This window comes from Geodermatophilus sp. SYSU D00705 (assembly GCF_054050135.1).
In genome coordinates, this window is sequence record NZ_JBJGYT010000018.1 from 51502 (window position 1) to 75042 (window position 23541).

A 23541-nucleotide genomic window follows, 5' to 3' on the forward strand; every position below is an offset into this window, starting at 1 on the left:
CGCTCACGAGGGGATGGTAGGTGGCCGAACGGCCGCGGCGCCCGTGTGGGACAGGACGGCGGAGCGCCCGGCGAGCCGGTCGAGCACCTCCCGGCCGACCCCCACCTCGCCGGCGTCGAAGGCGCCGCAGTCCAGCCCGCGCAGCAGCACCGCGGCCAGCGCCCGCGCGGTGGCGGGCTCGTCGAGGACGCCGCTCGCGGTGCGGTCCAGGTAGGCGGTCAGCCGCGCCTCGGCGTCCGGGAGGGCCGCCCGGGCGGAGGCGTACGTGACGACGTACCGGGTGACCAGCTGGGCGGGGTGCAGGTCCCAGCCCTGGTGCAGGCCCCGCTCGAGCGCCCGGCGCACCAGCCCGGCGTGCCGTCGCCAGGCGGCGTGCACCTGCTCCCGGGAGCCGACGGGCAGCAGGTTGCTGGAGCCGTCGACGGCGCGGGCCCCGGTGCCGGCGACGGCCACCTGGACCACCTGCTTGGCGAAGTCGGCCGCCGGGTGGTCGGAGGCCTGGGAGGCCGCGGGGACGCCGAGCGCGGCGGTGTAGTCGTAGGTGCCGAAGTGCAGCCCGGTCAGCCGGGGCCCGGCGGCGTGCACCATCGCGGCGGCGGTCACGGCGCCGTCGCGACCCACCACCGCCTGCGGGGTCTCGACCTGCAGCTCCAGGTCCAGCGCGACGCCGTGCGCGGCCTCGAGCGCGTCCAGGACCGGCAGGACGGCGCGCACCTGCTCGACGCCGGTGACCTTGGGCAGGGTGACGGTCGCGCGCGCCGCCACGCCCGCGAGGCCGCCGAGGAAGAGGTCGAGGCTGCGGACGCCGCGGCGCCGGGTGGCCTCCTCCAGCGAGCCCGCCCGGATGCCCACCGAGGGCGGCCCGCACCCGGTGGCGAGGTCCGCGGCCACCGCGGCCGCCGCCCGCCGCACGTCGTCGTCCTCCGCGTCGGGGGTCCCGCGGTAGCCGTCCTCGGCGTCCACCCGCAGGTCCTCGACCGGCTCGGTGGCGAGCTTCGCCCGGACCCGCGGGAGCACCTGCTCCACCAGGGCGGCGTCCAGGCCGAGGTCCGGGAGGCCGTGCTGGTCGAGGGCGGCGAGGGCCGCCGTCCCCCAGGCCGCGGCGAGGCCGGGCGTCACCGCGTCGGCCGGCACGTAGCAGGTGTGCACCGGCTGCCGGTCCCCGCGCTCGCCGGGGTAGGCGGCCCGCCGGGCGGTGTCCACCGGCGCCAGCCGGCGGTCGAGCTCCGCGTAGACCGCGTCGTCGAGGCCCATCGGGCGACCCTGCCACGCCGACACCGCCGCTGGCATCCTCCCTCCATGGGAGCCCTCGACGACTTCAACGCCGAGACCGCCGACCTCGCCGTCCAGCAGCTGCGGGCCTGCAACGCCGCGCCGCGCTTCGCCGCCGAGGTGGTCGCCGGCCGTCCGTATCCGGACGCCGATGCCCTGGTGGCCCGCGCCGAGCAGGTGGCCCGCGGCCTGCCGTGGGAGGAGGTCGAGCTGGCGATGGCGGTGCACCCGCGGATCGGCGAGCGGCCGGAGGGGGCGTCGGCCGAGGCGGCGGCCTCCCGCCGGGAGCAGGGCGCGATGGGCGGGGCGGACGCCGACACCCGGGCCGCCCTCGCCGAGGGCAACCGCCGCTACGAGGAGCGCTTCGGCCACGTCTTCCTGATCCGGGCCGCCGGCCGGTCGCCGGAGGAGGTGCTGGCCGAGCTGCACCGCCGGCTCGACGCCGACGAGGAGGCCGAGCGGGCCGAGGCCACGGAGCAGCTGGCGCAGATCACGGCGCTGCGGGTGCGGGAGCTCGTGTCATGAGCGTGTCCACACACGTGCTGGACTCGGTGCGCGGCCGGCCCGCCGCGGGCATCGCCGTCCGCCTCTACGCCGACGCGGAACTGGTCGCCGAGGGCGTGACCGACGCCGACGGCCGCTGCCGGCTGGTGGAGGGGGCCACGGGGGCCGGCACCCATCGGCTGGTGTTCGCCACCGGGCCGTGGTTCGCCGGGCAGGGGCGGGAGACCTTCTACCCGGAGGTCGTGCTCTCCTTCGACGTCCGGGAGCCCGGCGAGCGCCACCACGTACCCCTGCTGCTGGCCCCGTTCGCGTACTCCACCTACCGCGGCTCCTGACGGCCCCCTCCAGGGCACCGCCCCGAGCGTGCGAGGGGTGGGGAGGAGGGGGTCCATTCTGTGCAACAGTCGCGCATGGGGATCCGGCTCGGACCGAACCAGTACGGCAAGGCGGAGGTCCGGGTGGTCGCCGTCGACCGCAGCGGCCCGCAGCACACGCTGGCCGACCTCACCGTCAGCACCAGCCTGCGCGGCGACTTCACCGCCGCGCACACGGCCGGCGACAACGCCCACGTGCTGCCGACCGACACCCAGAAGAACACCGTGCTGGCCTTCGCCCGCGACGGCGTCGGTGCGATCGAGTGCTTCGGCCTGCGGCTGGCCCGCCACCTCGCCGGCGCCCACCCGTGGATCACCGGGGCGCGGGTGGTGGTCGACTCCGCCGGCTGGGCGCCCATCGCCGTCGGCGGCCGACCGCACGGGCACGCCTTCCGCCGCGACGGCGGCGAGGTGCGGACGGCGGTGGTGACGGTGGACGGGGACGACGAGCACGTGGTCGCCGGGCTGTCGGACCTCGTCGTCCTCAAGACCACCGGCTCGGAGTTCTCCGGCTTCCCGCGCGACCGCTACACGACGCTGGCCGAGACGCGGGACCGGATCCTCGCCACCGCCGTCACCGCGCGCTGGCGCTACACGGCCCTCGACCCGGACCCCGACGCGGTGTTCGCCGGCGTGCGCACCGTGCTGCTGGAGACCTTCGCCGCGACCCACTCCCTCGCGCTGCAGCAGACGCTGTACGCGATGGGCGAGGCGGTGCTGCAGCGGTTCCCGCAGGTCGCCGAGGTGCGGTTGTCGATGCCGAACCGGCACCACTTCCTGGCCGACCTCTCCCCGTTCGGGCTGGACAACCCCGACGTCGTCTACCGCGCCGAGGACCGCCCCTACGGGCTCATCGAGGGCACCGTGCTGCGCGACGACGTCCCGCCGGCCGACGCGGCCTGGTCCTGAGCTCCGGCGCCCCGGCCCCGTCGGGTTCCTGACCGCCGCAACGTCCTGTGCACACATCGTGATCCGGTGCGCCCCTGGACCACGATGTGGGCACGGAACGCGGCCCGGTCCTCGCCCCTAGCGCCCCGGACCCTCCACCCCGACGCCGCCGAACAGCACGGCGGCGTGGATGCGCAGGTCGGCGCCGCGCTCGTCCTCGGTCCGGGTGACGCCGGCGCCCTCGTCCAGGCCGATCCCGCCCACGCCACGGAAGGCCCACCACACCCGCCACCCGGCCGGCACCCGCACGCCCATGCCACCCATGAGCGCCCGCACGGTGAGGTCGATGCCACCGGGCACCCGCGGCAGCTCGGTCAGGTCGATCTCGGCACCGCCCATCACCAGGTCGACCCGCACCCGTGCCAGCTCGGGGTTGACCGGCCGCAGCTGCAGGCCGCCCACCGCGACCACGCGCCGGATGCCGGCGGTGCTCTCGTCGCCCTCGTCCTTGCGGCGGGCCACCAGCCGGCCGGTCAGCGCCACCGCCCCCTGCAGGGCCCACCAGCCCAGCAGCCAGGGCAGGACCTTGCGGAGGGCAGGCGGCAGCGCGCGCGGCGTCGTCATGGGCCCAGCCTGCCCGCCGTCCCCGCCGCGGCCCAGGGGGTGCGGCCCTGGCACGGCCGGCGGGCGTGGGCGACGAGCGCGCGAGGTCCTGACCTCAGTAGCGGAACCGGCCCACCGCGGAGCTCAGCGCCGCCGCCATGCGCGCGACCTCGTCCATCGCCGTCCGGGCGTCGGTCATGGCACGGGTCGTGGCACCGGCTGCCCCGGCCACGGCGCTGATGTTCTCGGCGATCTGACCGGCGGAGACCGCCGCCTCGGCGACGTTGCGGTTCATCTCCGTGGTCGTCGCCGTCTGCTCCTCGACGGCGGCGGCGATCGTGCCCTGCGAGTCGTTGATCGCGCCGATGATGCGGCCGATCTCCCCGATGGCCCGCACCGCGCCGCCGGCGTCGGCCTGGATCGCCTCGACCCGCGCGGTGATCGTCTGCGTGGCCCGGGCGGTCTCCTGCGCGAGCTCCTTGACCTCGCCAGCCACGACGGCGAAGCCCTTGCCCGCCTCGCCGGCCCGGGCCGCCTCGATGGTGGCGTTGAGCGCCAGGAGGTTGGTCTGCTCGGCGATGGCGGTGATCACCTGCACCACGCCGGCGATCTCCCGCGAGGACTCCCCCAGCTTGGCCACGGTCGCGGTGGTGCTGTCGGCCACGGTCACCGCCTGCGCCGCCACGCGCGCCACCTCACCGGCGTTGCGGGCGATCTCGCCGATCGAGGCACCCATCTCCTCCGAGCCCGCGGCCACGGTCTGCACGTTGCGCGACACCTGGCCGGCCGCCTCCGCGACCACGGCGCTCTGCTGCGCCGACCCGTCGGCCAGCCGGGTCATGTCCTGCGCGGTCACCGCGAGCTCCTCGGTCGCCGAGGCCAGCGTCGTCGTGGTGTCGCCGATGGTGCTCACCACGCCGCGGAGGTGCTCCAGCGAGGTCTCCAGGGCCGCCGCCATCCGGCCGACCTCGTCCCGGCTGGTGACGCCGGTGACGCCGCGCAGGTCGCCGTCGGCCAGCCCGGCCAGGACCGCACCCACCCGGCGCACCGGCCCGACGACCGACCGCGTCACACCCCAGCCGAGCCCCGCCAGCACCAGCACCCCGCCGACCGCGACCAGCACGGCCAGCGTGATCGCCGTCCCCCGCTGCTCGGCGCTGGCCGCGGCCGCTGCCGTCGCCGCCTCGTGGACGGCGGCACCGACGGCCGGCAGCTCGTCCTCGAGGACGGCGAAGGCATCGGTGAAGGCCGGGGCGGCGGCGCGGGCGGCGGCCGGGTCGGTGCCGGCGAGGGCGACGATCCGGTGGGCGGTGGCGAGATAGGCGTCGACCGCCGGGAGGACCTCCTCGACGGCCGCGGCGACCTCGGCGTCCAGTCCGGCGCCGGCCACCGCGGCGAGCACCTCGCGCAGGGTGGCGTCGTGGGCGGCGAGGTCGGCCGCCGCCGTCCCGCCGGCCGGGCCGTCGAGCAGCGCCTGGAGCACGTCGCCCCGGACGGCGTCGTGCATCATGTCGGCCTCCAGCGCGGCGGCGGTGGCGCGCGTGGTCCCCAGCAGCTCGTCGGTGCGCTCGCCGGTCCCCCGCAGGGCCTGCACGGTGAGGACGGCGAAGGCCGACAGGACGACGGCCCCGGCGGCGACGAGGGCGGCGAGCTTGACGCCGAGCGGACGGTCCGACCAGAGGTTGCGCGCCATGGGGCACTCCTGCGTCGCGGCGATCGGCGCGGAGGTGCGCACCGTTGGCACCTCGATCGGCACGTCGGTGGAGCGACTACAGCGGAAGTGCTCCGATCTTCATGGACTTGTTCGTTCCGGAACGTGTCAGGGGTCACTCCACCAGCCGGTAGAACCGGAAGAAGTCGTTGTCGATGGGCAGCACCTCGATCCCGGCGAAGCCCGCCGCGCGCGCGTACCGCTCCAGCGTGGCCGGCCGCATGACCGTGCCGGTGCCCACCGACGGCCGCGTGGAGAGCCCGTCGGGCAGGCAGCAGGTCAGGCTGTAGCCGTACATCAGCCGTTCGGTCTCGTCCCCGGGCGCGGTGAACCGCTCGGCCACCCGCTCGTCGACCACGAGCACGGTGCCGCCGGGCCGGGCCATGCGCCGCATCGCGCCGAGGACGGCGACGGGGTCGGGCATGTCGTGGACGCACTCGAACGCCGTCACCAGGTCGTAGCCGCCGTCCTCCCCCGCGGTCGCGGCATCCCCGGCGGTGAACCGCACCCGGTCGGCCACCCCGGCCTGCTCGGCGTGGCGCCGGGCCTGCTCGACCGACGGCTCGTCGACGTCGAAGCCGTCCACGTGGGCCCCCGGGTACGCCCGCGCGATCCCGATCGCCGACCAGCCCATGCCGCAACCCACGTCGGCGACCCGGCCGCCGGCCCGCAGCGCCGTGTCCACCCCGGGCACCCGCGGGAGGTCCTCGGTCGCCATCGGCCCGAGGAAGTAGGGGCGGTTGGCGTCCCCCTGCGCCTCCCGGGCGTCGGGGCCCATCTCCGCCCAGCTCAGCCCGCCCCCGGTGCGGTAGGCCTCGCGCAGCCGTGGCACGTTGCGCAGGAACGCCAGGGCCACGCGGGCGAACGGGGGCATGTAGGAGCGGTCCAGCTCGTCGACCAGCACGCCGCGGTACTCGGCCGGCAGCGTGTACCGGCGCGCGTCCGGCTCGGCCGCGACGTCGTCGACGGTCAGGATGCCGGCCACCGCCTGCTGCTCCAGCCACTCACGGGCGTAGCGGGCGGCGGTCCCGGTGCGCTCGGCGAGCTCGGGCGCCGTCGCGGGGGCGTCGGCCAGGGCGCGGTACCAGCCCAGCTCGACACCCAGCTCGACGGCGGCGAGCTCGAGGCTGCCCAGCACGCCGGCGAGGAGGCGCTCGGCGAGTGCGTCGGCGGTGCCCGCGGGCGGGGTCCCGGTCGTCGTCATGGCCCCGCACCGTGGCCTGCGCCGCGGAACCCCGGCCAGTGCCTTTGGCCCCGTCCAGAGGGGCGGCCGGCCCCCTCAGCGGCGGGTGGAGACGGTGACGGTGAAGCGGCGGTCGGACGCGGCCGCACGGGTGGGCCCGACCAGCCGGCGCAGCGCCGCCCGGTGCGGCAGCTGGTTGTTGTAGACCGTCCACAGCTCCCCGCCCGGGCGCAGCACCCGGCCGGCCGCGGCGAACAGCCGGTCGGCGGCGGCGGTCACGACGGCCGCACCCACGTGGAACGGCGGGTTGCACACGACGAGGCCGACGCTCGCGTCGGCGACGCCGGCCGCCGCGTCGTCCCGGGTCACCCGCACCCGGTCGGTCACCCCGTTGGCCTCGGCGGTGGCCCGCGCGGAGGCGACGGCGGCCGCGGACTGGTCGCTGGCGACGACGGCGAGCCCGGGCCGGGCGAGGGCCAGGGCGGTGGCGAGGACGCCGGTGCCGCAGCCGAGGTCGAGGGCGCTCGCCGCGTCGGGGGCGGCGCGCTCCAGCGTGGCCAGCAGCGCCCGCGTCCCGACGTCCACCCGCGTGCCGGCGAACGCCGCCCCGTGCGCGCAGACGGTCAGGCCGAGGTCGGCGTGCACCTGGCAGTGCGGGAAGGACGGCCGGACGCCGTCCCGGGGCCCGCGCGCGACGAGCAGGCGGGACTTCTGCCGCGCCAGCGTGGCGGACACGTCGGTGAACGAGGCCCGCAGGACGTCGTTCATCGCGTGGGTCATGTGCTTGACCCGCCCGCCGACGAGGAAGGTGACGTCCGGGTCGGCGGCGGCCGCGAGCTCGGCGACCTCGCGCAGCGCGTCGAGCGACTTGGGCGCCTTGGCCAGCACCAGCCGGGCGCCCGCGAACAGCTCCGGCGAGAGGGGCAGGGTCCGGTGGGCTCCGGTCAGGCCGGTGCGCTCGGCGTTGCGGGCCAGCGCCAGCTCGCCCACCAGCAGGTCCTGGGCGACCCGGACGTCGCGGGCACCGGCCGCGACCGCGCCGAGGGTGAGCGCGCCGTAGGAGTCGTCGACGACGGCGACCTCGCCGGGGCCGGCCGCCGCGAGCGCCGCGGCCGCCTCGTCGAGCAGCAGGCGGTCGGTGGCGTCGACCGCGACGAGGTCCGGCGCCTCGACGTCCGGCTCCCGCCGCAGCTGCGCCAGCAGCTCACCCACGGACACGACACCCCCTCTTCGCCGAGATCGGCGATCTCGGCGGTGTACGGCCCGCGAACCGTACGAGATCGCCGATCTCGGCGAGACGGGCGCGCGGGTTCAGACGCCGGGCAGGCCGACCGGGCAGGAGACACCGGTCGAGTGGATCGGGCAGTACCCGTTGGGCACCTTGTGCAGGTACTGCTGGTGGTAGTCCTCGGCGTAGAAGAACTCGCCCAGCTGCGTGATCTCGGTGGTGATCTCGCCGTAGCCGGCCGCGGTCAGCCGCTCCTGGAACGCCTCCCGGCTGGCCAGCGCGGCGGCCTCCTGCTCCGGGCCGTCCACGTAGATCGCCGACCGGTACTGGGTGCCGATGTCGTTGCCCTGGCGCATGCCCTGCGTCGGGTCGTGGTCCTCCCAGAACACCTTGAGCAGCTGCTCGTAGGAGATGACCGCGGGGTCGAACACGACGAGCACGACCTCGGCGTGGCCGGTCCGGGCCGAGCAGACCTCCTCGTAGGTCGGGTTCGGCGTGTAGCCGCCGGCGTACCCGGCGGCGGTCGAGTAGACCCCCGGCGTCTGCCAGAACACCTTCTCCACGCCCCAGAAGCAGCCGGCGCCGAAGACGGCGGTCTGCAGGCCCTCGGGGAACGGCGGCTTGATGCGGTTGCCGTTGACCGCGTGCAGCTCGGGGACGTGCGGCAGGGGGTCCGGCCGCCCGGGGAGGGCGTCGTCACGGGACACCGGCTGGGTCTTGGCCCGGGAGAACAGCATGCCCCGAGCGTAGGCCCGTCCACCAACGGTCGGTTGTGCGTCACCGATCAGCGGCAGCAGGATCGAGCCCGGGGACGACGTCGACAGCGCAGGAGGGCCCGTGAGCACGACGACCCGCGAGTGGCACCTGGCGGCCCGGCCGCACGGCGAGCCGACGCCGGAGGACTTCCGGCTGGTCGAGGTGCCGGTGCCCGACCCGGCCGAGGGGCAGGTCGTCGTCCGCATGGTGGCGATGTCGGTCGACCCGTACATGCGCGGGCGGATGCGGTCGGGCCCCTCCTACGCCCCGCCGTGGGAGGTGGGCGAGGTGATGAAGGGCGGCGCCGTCGGCCGGGTGGTCGCCTCGCGCGCGCCGGAGCTGCCCGAGGGCACGCTGGTGCTCACCGACGCGGCCTGGCGGGAGGTCGCCGTCCTCGACGCCGGCGCGGTGCGCCGGCTCCCGTCGCTGACCGACGCCCCGCCGTCGTGGTTCCTCGGCGTGCTCGGGATGCCGGGCCTGACCGCGTACACGGGGCTGTTCCGGGTGGCCGGCTTCACCGCGGGCGACGACGTGTTCGTCTCCGGCGCCGCGGGGGCCGTCGGCAGCCTGGTCGGTCAGTTCGCCCGGCTGCGCGGCGCCGGGTCGGTCGTCGGCAGCGCCGGCAGCCCGGCGAAGGTCGCCTGGCTCACCGGCGAGCTGGGCTTCACCACGGCCTTCGACTACCACGACGGGCCGGTCTCCGAGCTGCTGCACGCCGCCGCGCCGGACGGCGTCGACGTCTTCTTCGACAACGTCGGCGGCGAGCACCTGGAGGCGGCGATCGGTGCCCTGCGGGTGCACGGGCGGGCCGCGCTGTGCGGCTCGATCTCCGGCTACAACGCGGTGGAGCCCCCGCCCGGCCCCCGAAACATGTCGCTCATGGTGGGCAGGCGGCTCACCCTGCGCGGCTTCCTCGTCGGGGACCACACCGACCTGCGGGAGGAGTTCACCGGCACGGTCGCGGACTGGCTGCGCTCGGGCGACCTCGTCGTCCGGGAGACCGAGTACGAGGGCATCGAGAACGCCGTGCCGGCCTTCCTCGACCTCCTGCGTGGGGGCAACACCGGGAAGATGGTCGTGCGGCTGGCGCCCGACCCTGACTGAGCGCGCGCCGTCCGGGGCAGTCTGGGGGCATGTGGCTGTTCCTGACCCGCCGCCTCCGCACGTGGCTGCTGCTCACCGTCGTCGTCCCGCTCACCACCGGCCTGCTGCGCCGGATCGGCCGCTCGCTGGAGCGCCGCACCGGGCCGACGCCGCTCACCCGCGGCCTGCTCCGCGCCGGGGACCTCGGCGACCGGGCGCGCGCCACCCTGCGCGGTGGGCGCCGGCGGCGGTGACCGCGGGCGACGTCCCGGCCCTGGAGCACGTCCCGGCGTCCGGCCCGGTCCGGGCGCTGGCGGTGTTCTGCCACGGGGGCACGGTCGCCAGCGTGGACCCGCCGCGGGAACGGGCGCTGTCGCTGCTGCGGATGCGGGCGATCGAGCAGTTCGTCCGCGCGGCGGGCGCCGACCGGGGGCTGGGCACCTACCTCCTGCGGTACCGGGTGGCCGGGTGGAACGGCCCGGCCGCCGACGCCTACGCCGACCTGCGGTGGACGCTGGAGGAGGTCCGGGCGCGGCACGGCGACGACGTGCCGGTGGTGCTGGTGGGCCACTCGATGGGCGGCCGGGCGGTGCTGCGCGCCGGCGGGGACGCCTCCGTGCGCGCCGTCTGCGCGCTGGCCCCGTGGACGCCGCCCGGCGAGCCGGTGGAGCACCTGCGCGACCGCACGGTGGCGGTCCTGCACGGCCGGGGCGACCGCTGGGTGCCGGCGGCGCTGTCGGCCGACTTCGCGGCGCGCGCGTCGCAGGCCGGCGCCCGCATCGCGCGGTTCACCGTCACCGGCGGGCACAGCATGGTGCGGCGGGCGATGGTGTGGCACACGTTCGTGCGGGACGTCGTCCTGGCCGGCGCCGGGCTCGCACCGTGGCGGGCCGACCTGCGCGAGGCACTCGACCGCCAGGAGCTCGCCGTCCCGCTGTGAGCGGAGGCTGGGAGGCGAGGATTCCTCGCCTCCCAGCCTCCGGTCCCTCAGGAGAAGAGGGCGCTGTAGCCGTTGAGCGCGGGCTGCCCGCCGAGGTGGGCGTAGAGCACCGTGGACGACGGGTCGATCTCGCGCCGCCCGACGAGGTCGATCGTCGCGGCCATCGACTTCCCCTCGTAGACCGGGTCGGTGACCATGCCCTCGGTGCGGGCGGCCAGCTCCATCGCCGTGATCGTCGTCTGGTCGGGGATGCCGTAGATCCCGGCGTGGTAGCGCTCGTCGAGCTCGACGTCGTCGAGGGTCAGCCCGCGGCGCAGGCCGATCAGCTGCCCGGTGCGCTGGGCGATGCGCAGGACCTGGTCGCGGGTCTCGGCCGGCTTGGCGCTCGCGTCGACCCCCAGCACCCGCCGCGGCCGGGCGCCGTCCTCCTCGAGCTTGGCGAAGCCCGCGACCATCCCGGCCTGCGTGGAGCCGGTGACCGAGCAGACGACGACGGTGTCGAAGAAGACGCCGAGCTCGGCCTCCTGCGCGGCGACCTCCTCCGCCCAGCCGGCGAAGCCCAGGCCGCCGAGCGGGTGGTCCGACGCCCCGGCCGGGATGGCGTAGGGCTTGCCGCCGGAGGCCTCGATCTCGGCGAGCGCGGTCTCCCAGCTCTCCTTGAACCCGATGCCGAACCCGGCCTTGACCAGCCGGACGTCGGCCCCGGCCAGCCGGCTGATCAGGATGTTGCCGACCTTGTCGTAGACGGCGTCGGGCCAGTCCACCCAGCTCTCCTGCACGAGCACGCACCTGAGGCCCACCCGCGCGGCGACCGCGGCGACCTGCCGGGTGTGGTTGCTCTGCACGCCGCCGATCGACACGAGCGTGTCGCAGCCCTGGGCCAGCGCGTCGGCGACGAGGTACTCGAGCTTGCGGGTCTTGTTGCCGCCGAACGCGATGCCGGAGTTGACGTCCTCCCGCTTGGCCCAGACGGCGGCGCCGCCCAGGTGCTCGGTCAGCCGGTCCAGCCGGTGCACCGGCGAGGGGCCGAACAGCAGCGGGTAGCGGGGGTGGTCAGACAGCATCGGGGATCTCCTCGTGCAGCTCGGACAGCAGCGCCGTCCAGATCTCGGTGGTGGTGGCGACGGCGGCGTCGACGTCGGCGTCCGCGCAGGCGGCGATCAGGCGGTCGTGCAGGGCGACGGACTCCCGGCCGTGCGCGGTGGCGAAGCGCCGGCGCTCCAGCCGGCGGACGGCGGGGGTGAGCCGGGCGACGGTCGCGGCGAGCGCGCCGTTGCCGCAGCGGGCGAGCAGGACGGCGTGCAGGTCGTCGTCCGCGGCGAGCGCGGCGTCGGCGTCCCCCGCGGCGAGCGCGGCGGCGAACCGCTGGTTGGCCGCCCGCATCGCGGCCACGTCCTCCGGCGTCGTGGCGGCGGCGGCCTCCCGGGCGGCCAGCTCGTGCATCGCCCGGACCACGACGGCGGCGTCGCGGACCTCCCGCACCCGCAGCGGGGTGACCCGGGTGTGGCTCTGCGGTTTGGCCTCGACCAGCCCCTCGTCGGCCAGGCGGGCGAGCGCCGCCCGCACCGGGGCGACCGACAGTCCGAGCCGCGCGGCCAGTTCGGCGTCCTTGACCACGGCACCGGGCTCGAGGTCGCCGGAGACGATCGCCTCGCGGATGCGGGTCAGGGCGACGTCCCGCAGGAGGACGCGGCTGACCGGAGCGAGGGACACAACTGACATCTCAGATGTCAGGCGCACTGCCGTCAAGGGGCTCGCCGGCCGCGGTCACCGTTCTGTGCACTCTCCGTGGCCTCAGGGGTCGGCAGCCCACGTCCTGTGCACAGACCGCGGGCCGGGCGCAGGCCCGCGGCCCGGCAGAGATCAGGCGAAACTCGGCGCGGGGTCGTCGGAGAGCCGGCCCCACAGCAGCTCGTCGTGCTTGATGCCGTCGCCGTAGCGGTAGGAGCGGCGCAGCCGGCCCTCGACGGTGAACCCGGCCTTCTCCGCGACCCGCCCGGAGGCCGGGTTGTCCACCGCGTGGCACAGCTCCACCCGGTCGACGGCCAGCTCGGCGAAGGCCCACCGGCAGGCGGCGTCCACCGCGCGGGGGGCCACCCCGCGGCCGCGCGCGGCGGGCATCGTCCAGTAGCCGACCGACGCGCCGGCCTGGGCCCGGTCGATCGAGTGCAGCGACACCGAGCCGAGCAGCGTGCCGGTGCCGGCGTCGACCACGGCCCAGGAGGCGTGGTCACCGGCGGACCAGTCGGCCCGCCGGCGCAGGAACGCCACGGCGTCGTCGCGGGTGGTGGCCGGGACGGCGTTCCACCGACACAGCAGCGGGTCCTGCATCGCGGCCAGCACGTCGTCGGCGTCGTCCGCACGCCAGGTCCGCAGGCGCAGCGCGCCGGCGGTCAGCTCCACCGGTTCCACGGGGAGGCATCCTCCCCGACTGCTCAGGCCGGGACCGAGACCCCGACGCCGCCGCGCGTGTGGGCGCCGTAGCGGGCGATCTCGCGGTCGAGGTCCAGCGGCGAGGTCATCGCCGCACCCTCCAGCAGCTCCGGGGTGATGGCGTCTGCCGGCAGCAGCCAGGAGACCTCGAACTCCAGGCCGTCGGGGTCGTGGGCGTAGAGGGCCTTGGTCGTCACGTGGTCGGACATCCCGACCAGCGCACCGGCCTGCAGCAGCGCGTCGCGGATGCGGGCCAGCTCGGCGAGGGTGTCGACCTCCCAGGCCAGGTGGTACAGCCCGACGGTGCGCCGGCCGGCCTCCGAGGCCCCGGCGCCCACGCCGATCTGGAACAGGCCCAGGTCGTGGTCGTTCGTCGACCCCTCCGCCTGCAGGAAGACGGCCGTCCCGGGGATCTCCGTCTTCGCCCGGAAACCCAGCACGTCCCGGTAGAAGGCGTGGCTGCGGGCGACGTCGCGGACGTAGAGGACGGCGTGGTTGAGGCGCTGGACCGGCATGACGGTGCTCCCTTGGACGGCTGCACCCCAGTCTGCGCGCAATTCGTTGACGTTTCAAGTATCAGTCCTGCCCGTCCGGGTAGGGGCACGCCATGGACCACTCACGCGTGCCCGTCCTCGAGGCCCTGCAGGAGTTCCGCCGCCGCGGCGACGTCGTCTTCGGCCCGCCCGGGCACAAGCAGGGCAGGGGCGCGGACCCGCGGGTGGTCGAGGTCGTCGGCGAGGGCGTCTTCGCCTCCGACGTCCTCTCGCTCAACGGGCTGGACGACCGCCGGGAGTCGCAGGGCGTCACCACCCAGGCCGAGGAGCTCATGGCCGACGCCGTCGACGCCGACAAGGCCTTCTTCTCCACCTGCGGCAGCTCGCTGTCGGTGAAGAGCGCCATGATCTCCGTCGCCGGCCCCGGCGAGGAGCTGCTGGTCAGCCGCAACGCGCACAAGTCCGTGGTGGCGGGGTTGATCATCAGCGGCATCCGCCCGGTCTGGGTGCACCCGCACTTCGACGACGAGCGGCACCTGGCGCACCCGCCGGAGCCCGAGGACGTCCGCCGCGCCCTCGTCGCCCACCCCGGCGCCAAGGGCATGCTGCTGATCACCCCCACCGACTGGGGCACCTGCGCGGACATCGCCGGTGTGGCCGAGGTCTGCCACGAGCGGGACCTGCCGCTCATCGTCGACGAGGCGTGGGGCGCGCACCTGCCCTTCCACCCCGACCTGCCGGCGTGGGGCATGGACGCCGGCGCCGACGTCGTCGTCACCAGCGTGCACAAGATGGGTGCGGCGATCGAGCAGAGCTCGGTGTTCCACCTCAAGGGCTCCCGCGTGGACCCGGAGGTGCTCAAGCAGCGGGAGGACCTGCTGGGGACCACGAGCTCCTCGTCGCTGGTCTACCTGACCCTCGACGGGTGGCGCCGGCACATGGTCGAGCAGGGCGAGGAACTGCTGGGGACGGCGATCGAGCGGGCCGCGCGCATCCGGGCGGAGCTCGCCGCGATGCCCGGCCTGGCGGTCATGGGCCGGGAGGTCATCGGCACCGGCGGCGCCTTCGACCTGGACCCGCTGGCGATCACCGTCGACGTCCGGGGGCTGGGCATCACCGGCTTCCAGGCCGGGGACTGGGTGCGGGCCGCCTGCCACGTGGACCTCGGCGCGGCCGACACCTTCCGCGTCAACGCCCGCATCACCCACGCCGACGACGACGAGACCGAGAAGGCGCTGCTGGACGCGATGCGGGCCCTGGTGGACGGCGCACCGTCGATGGAGCGATCACCGCGCGTGGACCTCCCGTCGCCGCAGGGCCTCGAGCTGGAGCAGGTGATGACGCCCCGGGAGGCGTTCTTCGCCCGCGTCGAGCAGGTCCCCGCGGCCGAGGCGGTCGGGCGGGTGGCCGCCGAGCTGGTCAGCCCGTACCCGCCGGGCGTGCCGGTGCTGGCGCCCGGCGAGCGGATCAGCCAGGACGTCGTGGACCACCTGACCACGGGGGTGCGGGCCGGGATGCTCGTCCCGGACGCCGCGGACCCGTCGATGGAGACCCTCCGCGTCGTCGCGTGAGTCGATGGCCGTCGTCGTCCGGGTGCCGCCGGAGCTGGCCTTCCTCCTCCGCCCGCGGGACCGCCCGTCCCGCGAGCGGCGGCTGGCCTTCGACCCGGACGCCACGCTGGGGCACGTGCTGCGGGCCGCCGGCGTCCCGCCGACCGAGGTGGGCGGGCTGCGGCTGGACGGCGTCCCGGCCCGGCCGGAGGACCGCGCGCACCCGGACGGCGTGGTGGACCTCGTCCCCGTGCCGCGGCCCCAGCCGGCCCCGCCCGGTGGCTTCCTGCTGGACGTCGGGCTGGGCGCCCTCGCCCGCCGGCTGCGGCTGCTCGGTGTGGACGCCGCGTGGTCCAACGACGCCGACGACCCGGAGCTGGTCGAGCGCGCGAACGCCGAGGGCCGGGCCCTGCTCACCCAGGACCGCGGGCTGCTCATGCGCCGGGCACTCGGACGCGGCGCCCTGGTGCGCGGCAGCCGGCCCGACGACCAGCTGGCCGACGTCCTCGACCGGTTCGCTCCCCCGCTGGCCCCGCTCACCCGGTGCACCGCCTGCGGCGCGCGCCTGACCCCGGTGGCCAAGGCCGAGGTCGCCGACCGGCTGCCGGCGGGCACCCGCCGCACCTACGACGAGTTCTCGCGCTGCCCGGCCTGCGACCGGCTCTACTGGCGCGGCGCGCACGCCCGCCGGATCGGGGCGGTCGTCGCGGCCGCCGAGCGGCGGGACGGCGGCACCGCGTAGGACAGCCTCACCTCGGCCCGCGGGGGCCACACGTTGGCCCCGGCGTGTCAGGGCGCGCGGGCACAGCGAGGAGCGCTCACCCACCCGTCGCACCGCTGCGAGGCCCCCGTGTACCTGTCGAAGACCGAGGCCGCCGTCCTCCCGACCACCCTGGTCGGCTCGCCGGATCGGAGGCCGGCCCCGGGCAGCCGCCGCCGGATCTGGCCCCTGCTGGGGCCGGCGTTCGTGGCCGCGGTGGCCTACGTCGACCCGGGCAACTTCGCGACCAACTTCTCCGGCGGCGCCTCGTTCGGCTACACGCTGCTGTGGGTGATCGTCGCGGCGAACCTCATGGCGATGCTCATCCAGTCGCTGACCGCCAAGCTCGGGCTGGCGACCGGCCGGGACCTGGCCACCCTCTGCCGGGAGAACCTGCCCCGCCCGGTCGCCCGGGGGCTGTGGGTGCAGGCCGAGGCGGTCGCCATCGCGACCGACCTGGCCGAGATCGTCGGCGGCGCGGTGGCGCTGTACCTGCTGTTCGGGGTGCCGCTGCCGGTCGGCGGGGTCATCACCGCCGTCGTCGCGTTCGTGCTGCTCGCGGCGCAGTCCCGCGGGCACCGGCCGTTCGAGCGGGTGATCGCCGGGCTGCTGCTGGTCATCGGCCTGGGCTTCGGCTACACGCTGCTCAGCTCCGGCGTCGACGCCGGCGGGGTCGCGGCGGGCATGGTGCCGTCGTTCTCCGGCTCGGAGAGCCTGCTGCTGGCCACCGGCATCCTGGGCGCCACGGTGATGCCGCACGTCATCTACGTGCACTCGGCACTCACCCCGGGCCGATACGGCGACGTCGTCACCGCCGGGCGCACCGAGAGCGGCCGCCGCCGGCTGCTGAAGGCCCAGCGGATCGACGTCCTCGTGGCCATGGGCCTGGCCGGGCTGGTCAACGCCGCGATGCTGGTCATCGCCGCGCAGCTGTTCACCGCCGACGACGGCATCGCGTCGCTGGAGAGCGTGCACGCCGGGCTCGGCGACCAGCTCGGCACCGGCGCGGCGCTGGCCTTCGCCGTCGCGCTGCTGGCCTCGGGCTTCGCCTCCTCCTCGGTCGGCACCCACGCCGGGCAGGTGGTCATGGCCGGGTTCCTGCGCCGCTCCATCCCGGTGCTGGCCCGTCGGCTGATCACCCTCGCCCCGGCGCTCGCGGTGCTCGTGCTGGGCGGGGACCCGACGACGGCGCTGGTCTGGTCGCAGGTGGTCCTCTCCTTCGGCATCCCGTTCGCGCTCGTCCCGCTGCTGTGGCTGACCTCCCGCCGCGCGGTGATGGGCTCCTGGGTGAACCGGCCGGTCACCACGGTCGCCGGCGCGGTCGTCGCGGCGCTGATCATCGGGCTCAACGGGCACCTGCTCCTGGGCTTCGCCCTCGGCTGAGGCGCCCTCCCGCCGATCATGGCGTCGTGACCACTCCGGAGCCGCCTCCGGTGGTCACGGCGCCATGATCGCGTGTTCGGCGAGGGGCTACGCTGGGCGGCACAACCGAACACACAGCAGGGGAGCGCTTCGGCGCTGAGAGTGCGGGATCCCGCAGACCCTCGAACCTGATCCGGGTCATGCCGGCGCAGGGAGTCTGGAGGAAGACCATGGCCGAGCAGGCCGTCCGTCCGTCGTCGGCTGCGCCCACCCGGGGGCGTCCCAGCCGCTGGCGCACCGTCGACATCGTCGTCACCGCCGTCCTCGGCGTCGCCTTCGGCGTCGTCTTCTGGGCCTGGGGCCTGCTGTGGGCGGGCACCGGGGCGGCGTTCGCCGCCTTCCCGCCCGGGCAGGCCTTCATGTACGGCGTCTGGCTGGTCCCGGCGGTACTCGCGCCGCTCGTGGTCCGCAAGCCGGGCGCGGGGCTGTTCGCCGAGCTGATCGCGGCCGTCGTCTCCGCGCTGCTCGGCTCCGCCTGGGGGACGACGACGATCGTCTACGGCATCCTGCAGGGCCTGGCCGGCGAGGCCGGGTTCGCCGCGTTCCGGTACCGCTGGTTCGGCTGGGTGCCGGCGCTGCTGTCGGCGGCGCTGGCCGGTGCGATGGCCGCCGTCCTCGACCTCCTCTACTACTACCCGGACTGGACCGGGGGCTGGAAGACGACCTACGTCGTCCTCGTCGTCGCCGGCACCACGGTCGTCGCCGGCGTCGGAAGCGTGCTGCTCACCCGGGCGCTGGCGGCCAGCGGCGCCCTGTCGTCGTTCGCCTCCGGCCGCACCCGGCACTGAGCGGCACCGGCCCGGCCGCCGTCGCGCTGGCCGGGTGGGGTTTCCGGCACGCCACGCGGCGGGCCTGGGCGGTGCGGGACGTCGACCTGCGGATCGACCCCGGTGAGCGGGTGCTGCTCACCGGCGCCTCCGGGTCGGGCAAGTCGACGCTGCTGCGGGCGCTGGGCGGCCTGCTGGACCCGGAGAGCGGGGACGCCGACGGCGTGCTGACCGTCGACGGCGCCCCGCCCGACCGGCGGCGGCAGCGGGTCGGCATGGTCTTCCAGGACCCCGACGCGCAGCTGGTCATGACCCGCGCCGGGGACGACGTCGCGTTCGGGCTGGAGAACGCCGGCACGCCCCCCACCGTGATCTGGCCCGCCGTCGACGCGGCGCTGGACGCGGTCGGCTTCGACCTGGGGCGGGACCGGCCGACCGGGGCACTGTCCGGCGGGCAGAAGCAGCGGCTGGTGCTGGCCGGCGCGCTCGCCCCGCGGCCCGGGCTGCTGCTGCTCGACGAGCCGACCGCCCAGCTCGACCCGGCCGGCGCCGCGCTGGTCCGCGGCGCGGTCACCCGGGCCGTCGCCGGCCGCGGCGCCACGCTGGTCGTCGTCGACCACGACGTCGAGGCGTGGCTGCCGCTGGTGGACTGGGTCGTGGAGCTGCTGCCGGGCGGGGGGACCGTCGAGCACGGTCCCGGGTGGACGCCGGCCCCGCTGCGGTTCCCCGACCGCTGCCCGCACCCGCCCGGGGAGCCGTTGCTGGCCGCCGAGGCCGCCGGGTACACCCACCGGGAGTCCGCCGTCCCCGCGCTGCCCCCGACCGACGCCGTCCTGCGCGCCGGCCGCACCCTGGCGGTGACCGGCCCCAACGGCACCGGCAAGTCCACGCTGGCCCTGCTGCTGGCCGGGCTGCGCGCGCCCACCACCGGACGGGTGACCGCTGCGCCGGTGCTCACTGCGGGCCTGCGCCGCCCCGGCCGGCCGCCGTCGCGCTGGCCGGCGGCGGAGCTGGTGGAGCGGATCGGGACGGTGTTCCAGCACCCGGAGCACCAGTTCCTCACCGGCCGGGTGCGCGACGAGCTGTCCCTGGGGCCGCTGCGGTCCGGTGCGGGCGCCGCGCAGGCCCACGCCACCGCCGAGGAGCTGCTCGAGCGGCTCGGGCTGGCCCCGCTGGCCGAGGCCAACCCGTTCACGCTCTCCGGCGGCCAGCAGCGGCGGCTGTCGGTCGCCACGGCGCTGGCCACCCGGCCGCGGGTGCTGGTCCTCGACGAGCCGACCTTCGGCCAGGACCGCGACACCTGGGCCGAGCTGGTCGCGCTCCTGGCCGAGCAGCAGAACGGCGACCGGGCGCTGTGCCTGGTCACCCACGACGCCGCCGTCGTCGCCGCGCTGGCCGACGACGTCCTCCCCCTCGGCGCACCGGTGGCCGTGCCGTGACCGCGCCGCTCGCGCTCGGCCCGGCCCGGCCCGTCCCGCTGTCGGCGGTCAACCCGGTCGCCCAGCTGACCGCCATCGCCCTGCTCACCGCGGTGCTGCTGGTCAGCGGCGACCCGGTCACCCCCGCCGTCGTCCTCGCCGCGGAGCTCGCCCTGTTCCCGGCCGCCGGGCTCACGCGCCCCCGGGAGGTGCTGCGCCGCACCTGGCCGCTGCTGCTGAGCGCGGCCGGCGTGGCGTGGGTCAACGTCGCCTTCGGTGCGCTGGACGGCGCGGCCGCGTGGCTCAGCGGCGCCACGTGGGGGCTGCGGGTGGTGGCGCTGGCGCTGCCGGGCGTGCTGCTAGTGGCCTCCACCGACCCGGTGCGGCTGGCCGACGCGCTGACCGTGCACTGGCGGGTGCCCACCCGGTTCGCCTACGGTGCCCTGGCCGCGCTGCGGCTGGTGCCGCTGCTGGCCGCGGAGTGGGAGACCATCCGCTCGGCCCGCCGCGCCCGGGGCGTGGCCGCCGGGGCGAACCCGGTCGCCGCGGCCCGGCTGCTCACCGGCACCGCCTTCGCCCTCCTGGTGGCCGCGCTGCGCCGCGGCACCCGGCTGGCGACCGCCATGGACGCCCGCGGCTTCGACTCCGGGGTACCGCGCACGAACGCCCGCGGGTCGGTGCTCCGGCGCAGCGACGGCTGGTTCGTCGCCGCCGCGGCCGCGGTCTGCGCCGTCGCGGTGGGGGCCAGTGTCGCGCTCGGCACGTGGGACCCGCTGCTCGGCTGACCGGGATCCGGCGTCCGCGCCGCTACGGTGCCGATCGTGGGCACCCGCTACGTCGTCCTGCTGCGCGGCGTCAACGTCGGCCGGGCCCGCCAGATCGGGATGGCCGACCTGCGGGAGGTCCTGACCGCCCGCGGCCACGGGGACGTGCGCACCCACCTGCGCAGCGGCAACGTCGTCCTGGACAGCCCGCTGAGCGAGGCCGAGCTGGTCGAGGACGTCGAGACGGCGGTGCGTGAGCGGTTCGGCGCCGCGGTGCCCGTCGTCGTCCGGACCGGGGCGGAGGTGGCCGCCGTCGTGGCCGCCGACCCGCTGGGCTCGGTGGCCACCGACCCGGCCCGGTACCTGGTGACCTTCCTGCCGCGGGCCCCCGACCCCGGGCGGGTGGCGGCGCTGCCGCCGGCCGACTCCGGCGAGTACCGGGTCACCGGCCGGGAGCTGTTCCTGTGGCTGCCCGACGGCATCAGCAACACCCCGCTGGGCGCCTGGAAGTGGGACACCCTGCTCGGCGTGGCGGGGACCGGACGGAACTGGAACACCGTCCGGAGACTGGCCGAGATGGCGGCCGTGTGAGACCGGTTACAGACAGGTTTAGCGGCTCGCCGCCGGGCGTATACGCAGGTGTTCGGCGCGCCAGCGGGCCGGGCACCGCTGCGCCTGCCGGGCGATGTCGAGCACGTGAGGGGACCATCGGCGTGACACGGGAGACGGCCCGGCCGATCTGGCCGTCCGCGACTCCACCGCCTGCCTGCGAGGCCCTGACTTGGGAACTCGTCGCCGTCGCGGAGCTGCCCGGCGTGCGCGCCGACCTGCGCCGGCACCTCACCGCGGCCTGCCCCGGGCTGGCCGACCTGCGGGACCGGCTGATCCTGGCCCTCGACGAGATGGCCTCCAACGCGCTGCGCCACGGCGGGGGCCACGTCCGGGCCGCGGTGCGCACCACCGGCGAGGGCTGGCTGATCGAGGTCTCCGACGCCGCCGTCAGCACCCCGCCCTCCCCCGCGGTGGGGCGCGACCCCAGCGAGGGCGGGCTGGGCCTCTACCTGATCGCCGAACTGGCGACCGCGCACGGCTGGTACACCGCCGCCGGCGCCAAGCACGTGTGGGCCGTCCTGACCCCCTGAGGGCTCAGTCCTGGTGGTGGAGGCGGATCGCCACCAGGGCGATGTCGTCCTGCGGGCCCGAGGGGCGCAGCCGCTCGATCACGGCGTCGCAGAACTCCTCCAGCGGCAGGCCGCCCAGTTCCTCCAGCGCCGTGCGGAGGCGGGCGATGCCGTCGTCCAGGGGCAGGTCGCGGCCCTCGACGAGGCCGTCGGTGTACAGGAGCACGGTCGCACCGCGCCGGAAGGTCACCACGCTCTCGGTGCGCGGCGCGGCCGGGTCGACACCCAGCATGAGCTCCGGGCGGCTGCCCGCGAGCTCCTCCACCCGCCCGTCGTCGTGCAGCAGCAGCGGCGGCGGGTGCCCGGCGTTGGACCAGCGCAGGCTGGTCAGGCCGGCCGCCCGCTGCTCGGGGGTCTGCTCCACGCGGGCCACGGCGGCGGTGGCCATCGTGGGCATGCCCAGCCCCTGGACGGCGGCGTCGAGGTCGCTGAGCACCTGCGCCGGACCGATGCCCTGGCGGTAGGCGATGCCGCGCAGCAGCCCGCGCAGCTGGCCCATGGCCGCCGCGGCCGCGGTGTCGTGGCCCACGACGTCCCCGATGACCAGCACCGCCGCCCCGCCGGGCTGCAGGAAGGCGTCGTACCAGTCGCCGCCCACCTCGGCGGCCTCCACCGCGGGCCGGTAGCGGACCACGATCTCGGCGGAGTCCGGCGCCGGCGGAGCGGTCAGCAGGCTGCGCTGCAGCCCCGCGGCCAGCCCGCGCTGCTGCTCGTAGAGGCGGGCACCGTCCACCGCGAGGGCCACGCGCGAGGCGACCTCCTGCGCGGCGGCCACGTCGTCGGCGTCGGCCAGCGGCCGGTCGGCCGAGCGGTAGATGCTCAGCGCGCCGAGGGTCCGGCCCCGCGCCGAGAGCGGGAGGGTCACCGCCGACCGCGGCGCCAGCCGCCAGAACACCTCGCGGACCTCGCCCGGCGGGAGGGTGCGGCCCACCACCGTGCCGACGTCCTCCACGGTCAGCGTCCGGCCGCTGCCCAGCGCGCGCAGCACGGGCGCGTCGGGCTGGATCGAGGCCAGCCGCAGGTCGGCGTAGCGTGCCACGGTCGCGCGCTCGGCCGGGTCGCGGTGCCAGGTCGCGACGTCGCGCATCCGGCCGTCCTCGCCGGAGAGGCTGACGATCACCCAGTCCCCCAGCACCGGGACGACCCCCTCGGCCAGCCGCTGCAGGGCCGTCTCCTCGCCCTCGCCGGCGGTGAGGGTCGCACCGGTCACCGCGCTGACCTCGGCGATGACGGCCAGGCGGGCCGCGCTGCTCTGGGCGCGGGCCTGCGCCGCCCGCCGCTCGGTGACGTCGAGGAAGTAGACGGAGAGCCCGTCTGGGCCCGGCCACGCCCACACCTCGTACCAGGCGTCGAGGGGCGCGGGGTAGTACGCCTCGAAGACCCGCTCCTCGCCGGTGGCCGCGGCGCCGCGGTAGTTGACCTCGAAGTCGCTGCCGACCGCCGCCGGGTAGAGCGCCCAGATGTCGCCGCCCAGCAGCTCCTCGCGCGACCGGCCGAGCACCCGCTCGGCCTCGGCGTTGACGTAGGCGAACCGCCACTCGCGGTCGAGGGCGAAGAAGGCGGCGTTCATCGCCTCCAGGACCCGGGCCACACGGGCGTCGGCCTGCCGGCGGTTGGTGCTGTCGTAGCCGGCGCCGAGCAGCCGGACGGCGGTGCCCCGCTCGTCGGTCAGCGCCCGCCCGCGGCCCTGCACCCAGCGGGTCTCCCCGGTGGGAAGGACGACCCGGAACTCCGCCTCGTAGTCGCCGCAGGTCTCGATGGCGTGCTGGAGCGCCTCGAGCGTCCGCGCCGCGTCGTCGGGGTGCAGGCGCGCGGCGAACGCCTCGATGCTGCCGTCGAAGCTGTCCCGGGTGTAGCCGAAGATCTCCAGCAGGCGGTCGTCCCAGGCCAGCCGGCCGCTGACGAGGTCCCAGTCGAAGCTGCCGATGCCGGCGGCCTCGATCGCGAGGTCCTGCCGCAGGCGCGCCGCCGCGAGCTCGGTGTCGGGGCGGCGCTCGTCGTGGCGCAGCCGGTCCGGGCTCACGGTGGACTCACTCGCATTCCTGGGCCGGACGAGGGGGGAACCGACGTGGCGCGGCCTCGTCGGCACCACCGGGGGGCGCTCCGGACTCACGGCCGGCCCCTCTTTCTCTCATGGCGACGCCGTCGGCGCCACCTGCTGTGCCGCAATCGACACCGCGTCGACAGGCCCCGCCCCCGGGGTCAGGGGG

At 76.3% G+C, this 23541-nt stretch carries 25 protein-coding genes and 1 riboswitch; of the genes, 14 read left to right on the forward strand and 11 right to left on the reverse strand.

Going from position 1 to position 23541, the window contains the following annotated elements:
• Positions 1-3: 3 nt before the first annotated feature.
• The gene (locus tag ACI78Q_RS15130) at positions 4-1254 is read right to left on the reverse strand and encodes a DUF6986 family protein (RefSeq protein WP_456924225.1); all 1251 of its coding nucleotides are present in this window, start codon (positions 1252-1254) and stop codon (positions 4-6) included.
• A gap of 45 nt (positions 1255-1299) precedes the next feature.
• Between ACI78Q_RS15130 and uraD the strand changes: the two genes are divergently transcribed.
• From uraD to pucL, 3 genes are read left to right on the forward strand one after another with little or no spacing between them, the layout of a single operon-like run.
• Positions 1300-1797 (forward strand): 2-oxo-4-hydroxy-4-carboxy-5-ureidoimidazoline decarboxylase, encoded by a 498-nt coding sequence (gene uraD, locus ACI78Q_RS15135; protein WP_456924226.1) that lies wholly within the window; start codon positions 1300-1302, stop codon positions 1795-1797.
• Positions 1794-2111, forward strand: coding sequence for a hydroxyisourate hydrolase (gene uraH, locus ACI78Q_RS15140; RefSeq protein WP_456924227.1), 318 nt, complete (start codon positions 1794-1796; stop codon positions 2109-2111). Before uraD ends, uraH begins: the two co-directional genes overlap by 4 nt.
• 60 nt (positions 2112-2171) lie before the next feature.
• Positions 2172-3059, forward strand: a complete 888-nt coding sequence (pucL, locus tag ACI78Q_RS15145) for a factor-independent urate hydroxylase (protein ID WP_456924229.1) — start codon at positions 2172-2174, stop codon at positions 3057-3059.
• Between the two features lie 117 nt (positions 3060-3176).
• Here the strand turns inward: pucL and ACI78Q_RS15150 are convergent, their stop codons facing one another.
• The 5 genes from ACI78Q_RS15150 to msrA form a co-directional block, all read right to left on the reverse strand.
• Entirely contained in the window at positions 3177-3662 is a 486-nt protein-coding gene (locus ACI78Q_RS15150) for a hypothetical protein (RefSeq protein WP_456924230.1), read from the reverse strand.
• A 94-nt stretch (positions 3663-3756) separates the two neighbouring features.
• Positions 3757-5334, reverse strand: coding sequence for a methyl-accepting chemotaxis protein (locus ACI78Q_RS15155; RefSeq protein WP_456924263.1), 1578 nt, complete (start codon positions 5332-5334; stop codon positions 3757-3759).
• A 133-nt stretch (positions 5335-5467) separates the two neighbouring features.
• A complete protein-coding gene (locus ACI78Q_RS15160; RefSeq protein WP_456924231.1) occupies positions 5468-6556 on the reverse strand; it encodes a class I SAM-dependent methyltransferase in 1089 nt (362 codons plus the stop codon).
• A gap of 75 nt (positions 6557-6631) precedes the next feature.
• Complete coding sequence (locus ACI78Q_RS15165; RefSeq protein ID WP_456924232.1) at positions 6632-7747, reverse strand: class I SAM-dependent methyltransferase; 1116 nt, start codon at positions 7745-7747, stop codon at positions 6632-6634.
• Positions 7748-7846: 99 nt separating this feature from the next.
• The gene (msrA, locus tag ACI78Q_RS15170) at positions 7847-8500 is read right to left on the reverse strand and encodes a peptide-methionine (S)-S-oxide reductase MsrA (RefSeq protein ID WP_456924233.1); all 654 of its coding nucleotides are present in this window, start codon (positions 8498-8500) and stop codon (positions 7847-7849) included.
• 100 nt (positions 8501-8600) lie between these two features.
• Here msrA and ACI78Q_RS15175 point away from each other — a divergent pair, with 100 nt between their 5' ends.
• Genes ACI78Q_RS15175 through ACI78Q_RS15185 form a run of 3 tightly spaced genes read left to right on the forward strand, consistent with a single transcriptional unit; the run spans position 8601 to position 10542 of the window.
• On the forward strand, positions 8601-9623 hold the full coding sequence (locus ACI78Q_RS15175) for an NADP-dependent oxidoreductase (RefSeq protein ID WP_456924234.1): 1023 nt from the start codon (positions 8601-8603) through the stop codon (positions 9621-9623).
• A 29-nt stretch (positions 9624-9652) separates the two neighbouring features.
• Complete coding sequence (locus ACI78Q_RS15180) at positions 9653-9856, forward strand: hypothetical protein (RefSeq protein ID WP_456924235.1); 204 nt, start codon at positions 9653-9655, stop codon at positions 9854-9856.
• The gene (locus ACI78Q_RS15185; protein WP_456924236.1) at positions 9853-10542 is read left to right on the forward strand and encodes an alpha/beta fold hydrolase; all 690 of its coding nucleotides are present in this window, start codon (positions 9853-9855) and stop codon (positions 10540-10542) included. Before ACI78Q_RS15180 ends, ACI78Q_RS15185 begins: the two co-directional genes overlap by 4 nt.
• Positions 10543-10589: 47 nt before the next feature.
• On the opposite strand, the gene ACI78Q_RS15190 is transcribed toward ACI78Q_RS15185, so the two are convergent.
• From ACI78Q_RS15190 to ACI78Q_RS15205, 4 genes are all read right to left on the reverse strand, one after another.
• The gene (locus tag ACI78Q_RS15190; protein ID WP_456924237.1) at positions 10590-11606 is read right to left on the reverse strand and encodes a 1-aminocyclopropane-1-carboxylate deaminase; all 1017 of its coding nucleotides are present in this window, start codon (positions 11604-11606) and stop codon (positions 10590-10592) included.
• Positions 11596-12255: a GntR family transcriptional regulator gene (locus tag ACI78Q_RS15195; RefSeq protein WP_456924238.1), complete on the reverse strand. Its 660-nt coding sequence runs from the start codon at positions 12253-12255 to the stop codon at positions 11596-11598. Before ACI78Q_RS15195 ends, ACI78Q_RS15190 begins: the two co-directional genes overlap by 11 nt.
• A 150-nt stretch (positions 12256-12405) precedes the next feature.
• Entirely contained in the window at positions 12406-12954 is a 549-nt protein-coding gene (locus tag ACI78Q_RS15200; RefSeq protein ID WP_456924239.1) for a GNAT family N-acetyltransferase, read from the reverse strand.
• A 23-nt stretch (positions 12955-12977) separates the two neighbouring features.
• Complete coding sequence (locus ACI78Q_RS15205; RefSeq protein WP_456924240.1) at positions 12978-13490, reverse strand: VOC family protein; 513 nt, start codon at positions 13488-13490, stop codon at positions 12978-12980.
• A gap of 92 nt (positions 13491-13582) precedes the next feature.
• On the opposite strand from ACI78Q_RS15205, the gene ACI78Q_RS15210 reads away from it, so the two are divergent.
• From ACI78Q_RS15210 to ACI78Q_RS15245, 8 genes are all read left to right on the forward strand, one after another.
• Positions 13583-15040 carry an aminotransferase class I/II-fold pyridoxal phosphate-dependent enzyme gene (locus ACI78Q_RS15210; RefSeq protein WP_456924241.1) on the forward strand — a complete coding sequence of 486 codons (1458 nt, stop codon included), beginning with the start codon at positions 13583-13585 and terminating at the stop codon, positions 15038-15040.
• 4 nt (positions 15041-15044) lie between these two features.
• Positions 15045-15761, forward strand: a complete 717-nt coding sequence (locus tag ACI78Q_RS15215; protein WP_456924242.1) for a Mut7-C RNAse domain-containing protein — start codon at positions 15045-15047, stop codon at positions 15759-15761.
• A 108-nt stretch (positions 15762-15869) separates the two neighbouring features.
• A complete protein-coding gene (locus ACI78Q_RS15220; protein WP_456924243.1) occupies positions 15870-17162 on the forward strand; it encodes an Nramp family divalent metal transporter in 1293 nt (430 codons plus the stop codon).
• Positions 17163-17270: 108 nt separating this feature from the next.
• Positions 17271-17374: riboswitch (TPP riboswitch) on the forward strand.
• Positions 17372-17989, forward strand: a complete 618-nt coding sequence (locus ACI78Q_RS15225; RefSeq protein ID WP_456924244.1) for an ECF transporter S component — start codon at positions 17372-17374, stop codon at positions 17987-17989. Its footprint overlaps the riboswitch before it by 3 nt.
• A gap of 71 nt (positions 17990-18060) precedes the next feature.
• The gene (locus ACI78Q_RS15230) at positions 18061-19407 is read left to right on the forward strand and encodes an ABC transporter ATP-binding protein (protein WP_456924245.1); all 1347 of its coding nucleotides are present in this window, start codon (positions 18061-18063) and stop codon (positions 19405-19407) included.
• Positions 19404-20171, forward strand: coding sequence for an energy-coupling factor transporter transmembrane component T family protein (locus tag ACI78Q_RS15235; protein WP_456924246.1), 768 nt, complete (start codon positions 19404-19406; stop codon positions 20169-20171). Before ACI78Q_RS15230 ends, ACI78Q_RS15235 begins: the two co-directional genes overlap by 4 nt.
• Before the next feature lie 36 nt (positions 20172-20207).
• Positions 20208-20741 carry a DUF1697 domain-containing protein gene (locus tag ACI78Q_RS15240; protein ID WP_456924247.1) on the forward strand — a complete coding sequence of 178 codons (534 nt, stop codon included), beginning with the start codon at positions 20208-20210 and terminating at the stop codon, positions 20739-20741.
• A 122-nt stretch (positions 20742-20863) separates the two neighbouring features.
• A complete protein-coding gene (locus ACI78Q_RS15245) occupies positions 20864-21292 on the forward strand; it encodes an ATP-binding protein (RefSeq protein ID WP_456924248.1) in 429 nt (142 codons plus the stop codon).
• A gap of 4 nt (positions 21293-21296) precedes the next feature.
• Here the strand turns inward: ACI78Q_RS15245 and ACI78Q_RS15250 are convergent, their stop codons facing one another.
• On the reverse strand, positions 21297-23354 hold the full coding sequence (locus tag ACI78Q_RS15250) for a SpoIIE family protein phosphatase (protein WP_456924249.1): 2058 nt from the start codon (positions 23352-23354) through the stop codon (positions 21297-21299).
• Positions 23355-23541: the final 187 nt, after the last annotated feature.

What these genes read in the sequence shown, in the direction of transcription:
- ACI78Q_RS15130 (WP_456924225.1), bottom strand. Translation starts at nt 1,254, where the DNA reads ATGGGCCTCGACGACGCGGTCTACGCGGAGCTCGACCGCCGGCTGGCG.
- uraD (WP_456924226.1), top strand. Translation starts at nt 1,300, where the DNA reads ATGGGAGCCCTCGACGACTTCAACGCCGAGACCGCCGACCTCGCCGTC.
- uraH (WP_456924227.1), top strand. Translation starts at nt 1,794, where the DNA reads ATGAGCGTGTCCACACACGTGCTGGACTCGGTGCGCGGCCGGCCCGCC.
- ACI78Q_RS15150 (WP_456924230.1), bottom strand. Translation starts at nt 3,662, where the DNA reads ATGACGACGCCGCGCGCGCTGCCGCCTGCCCTCCGCAAGGTCCTGCCC.
- ACI78Q_RS15155 (WP_456924263.1), bottom strand. Translation starts at nt 5,334, where the DNA reads ATGGCGCGCAACCTCTGGTCGGACCGTCCGCTCGGCGTCAAGCTCGCC.
- ACI78Q_RS15160 (WP_456924231.1), bottom strand. Translation starts at nt 6,556, where the DNA reads ATGACGACGACCGGGACCCCGCCCGCGGGCACCGCCGACGCACTCGCC.
- msrA (WP_456924233.1), bottom strand. Translation starts at nt 8,500, where the DNA reads ATGCTGTTCTCCCGGGCCAAGACCCAGCCGGTGTCCCGTGACGACGCC.
- ACI78Q_RS15180 (WP_456924235.1), top strand. Translation starts at nt 9,653, where the DNA reads ATGTGGCTGTTCCTGACCCGCCGCCTCCGCACGTGGCTGCTGCTCACC.
- ACI78Q_RS15190 (WP_456924237.1), bottom strand. Translation starts at nt 11,606, where the DNA reads ATGCTGTCTGACCACCCCCGCTACCCGCTGCTGTTCGGCCCCTCGCCG.
- ACI78Q_RS15205 (WP_456924240.1), bottom strand. Translation starts at nt 13,490, where the DNA reads ATGCCGGTCCAGCGCCTCAACCACGCCGTCCTCTACGTCCGCGACGTC.
- ACI78Q_RS15210 (WP_456924241.1), top strand. Translation starts at nt 13,583, where the DNA reads ATGGACCACTCACGCGTGCCCGTCCTCGAGGCCCTGCAGGAGTTCCGC.
- ACI78Q_RS15215 (WP_456924242.1), top strand. Translation starts at nt 15,045, where the DNA reads ATGGCCGTCGTCGTCCGGGTGCCGCCGGAGCTGGCCTTCCTCCTCCGC.
- ACI78Q_RS15225 (WP_456924244.1), top strand. Translation starts at nt 17,372, where the DNA reads ATGGCCGAGCAGGCCGTCCGTCCGTCGTCGGCTGCGCCCACCCGGGGG.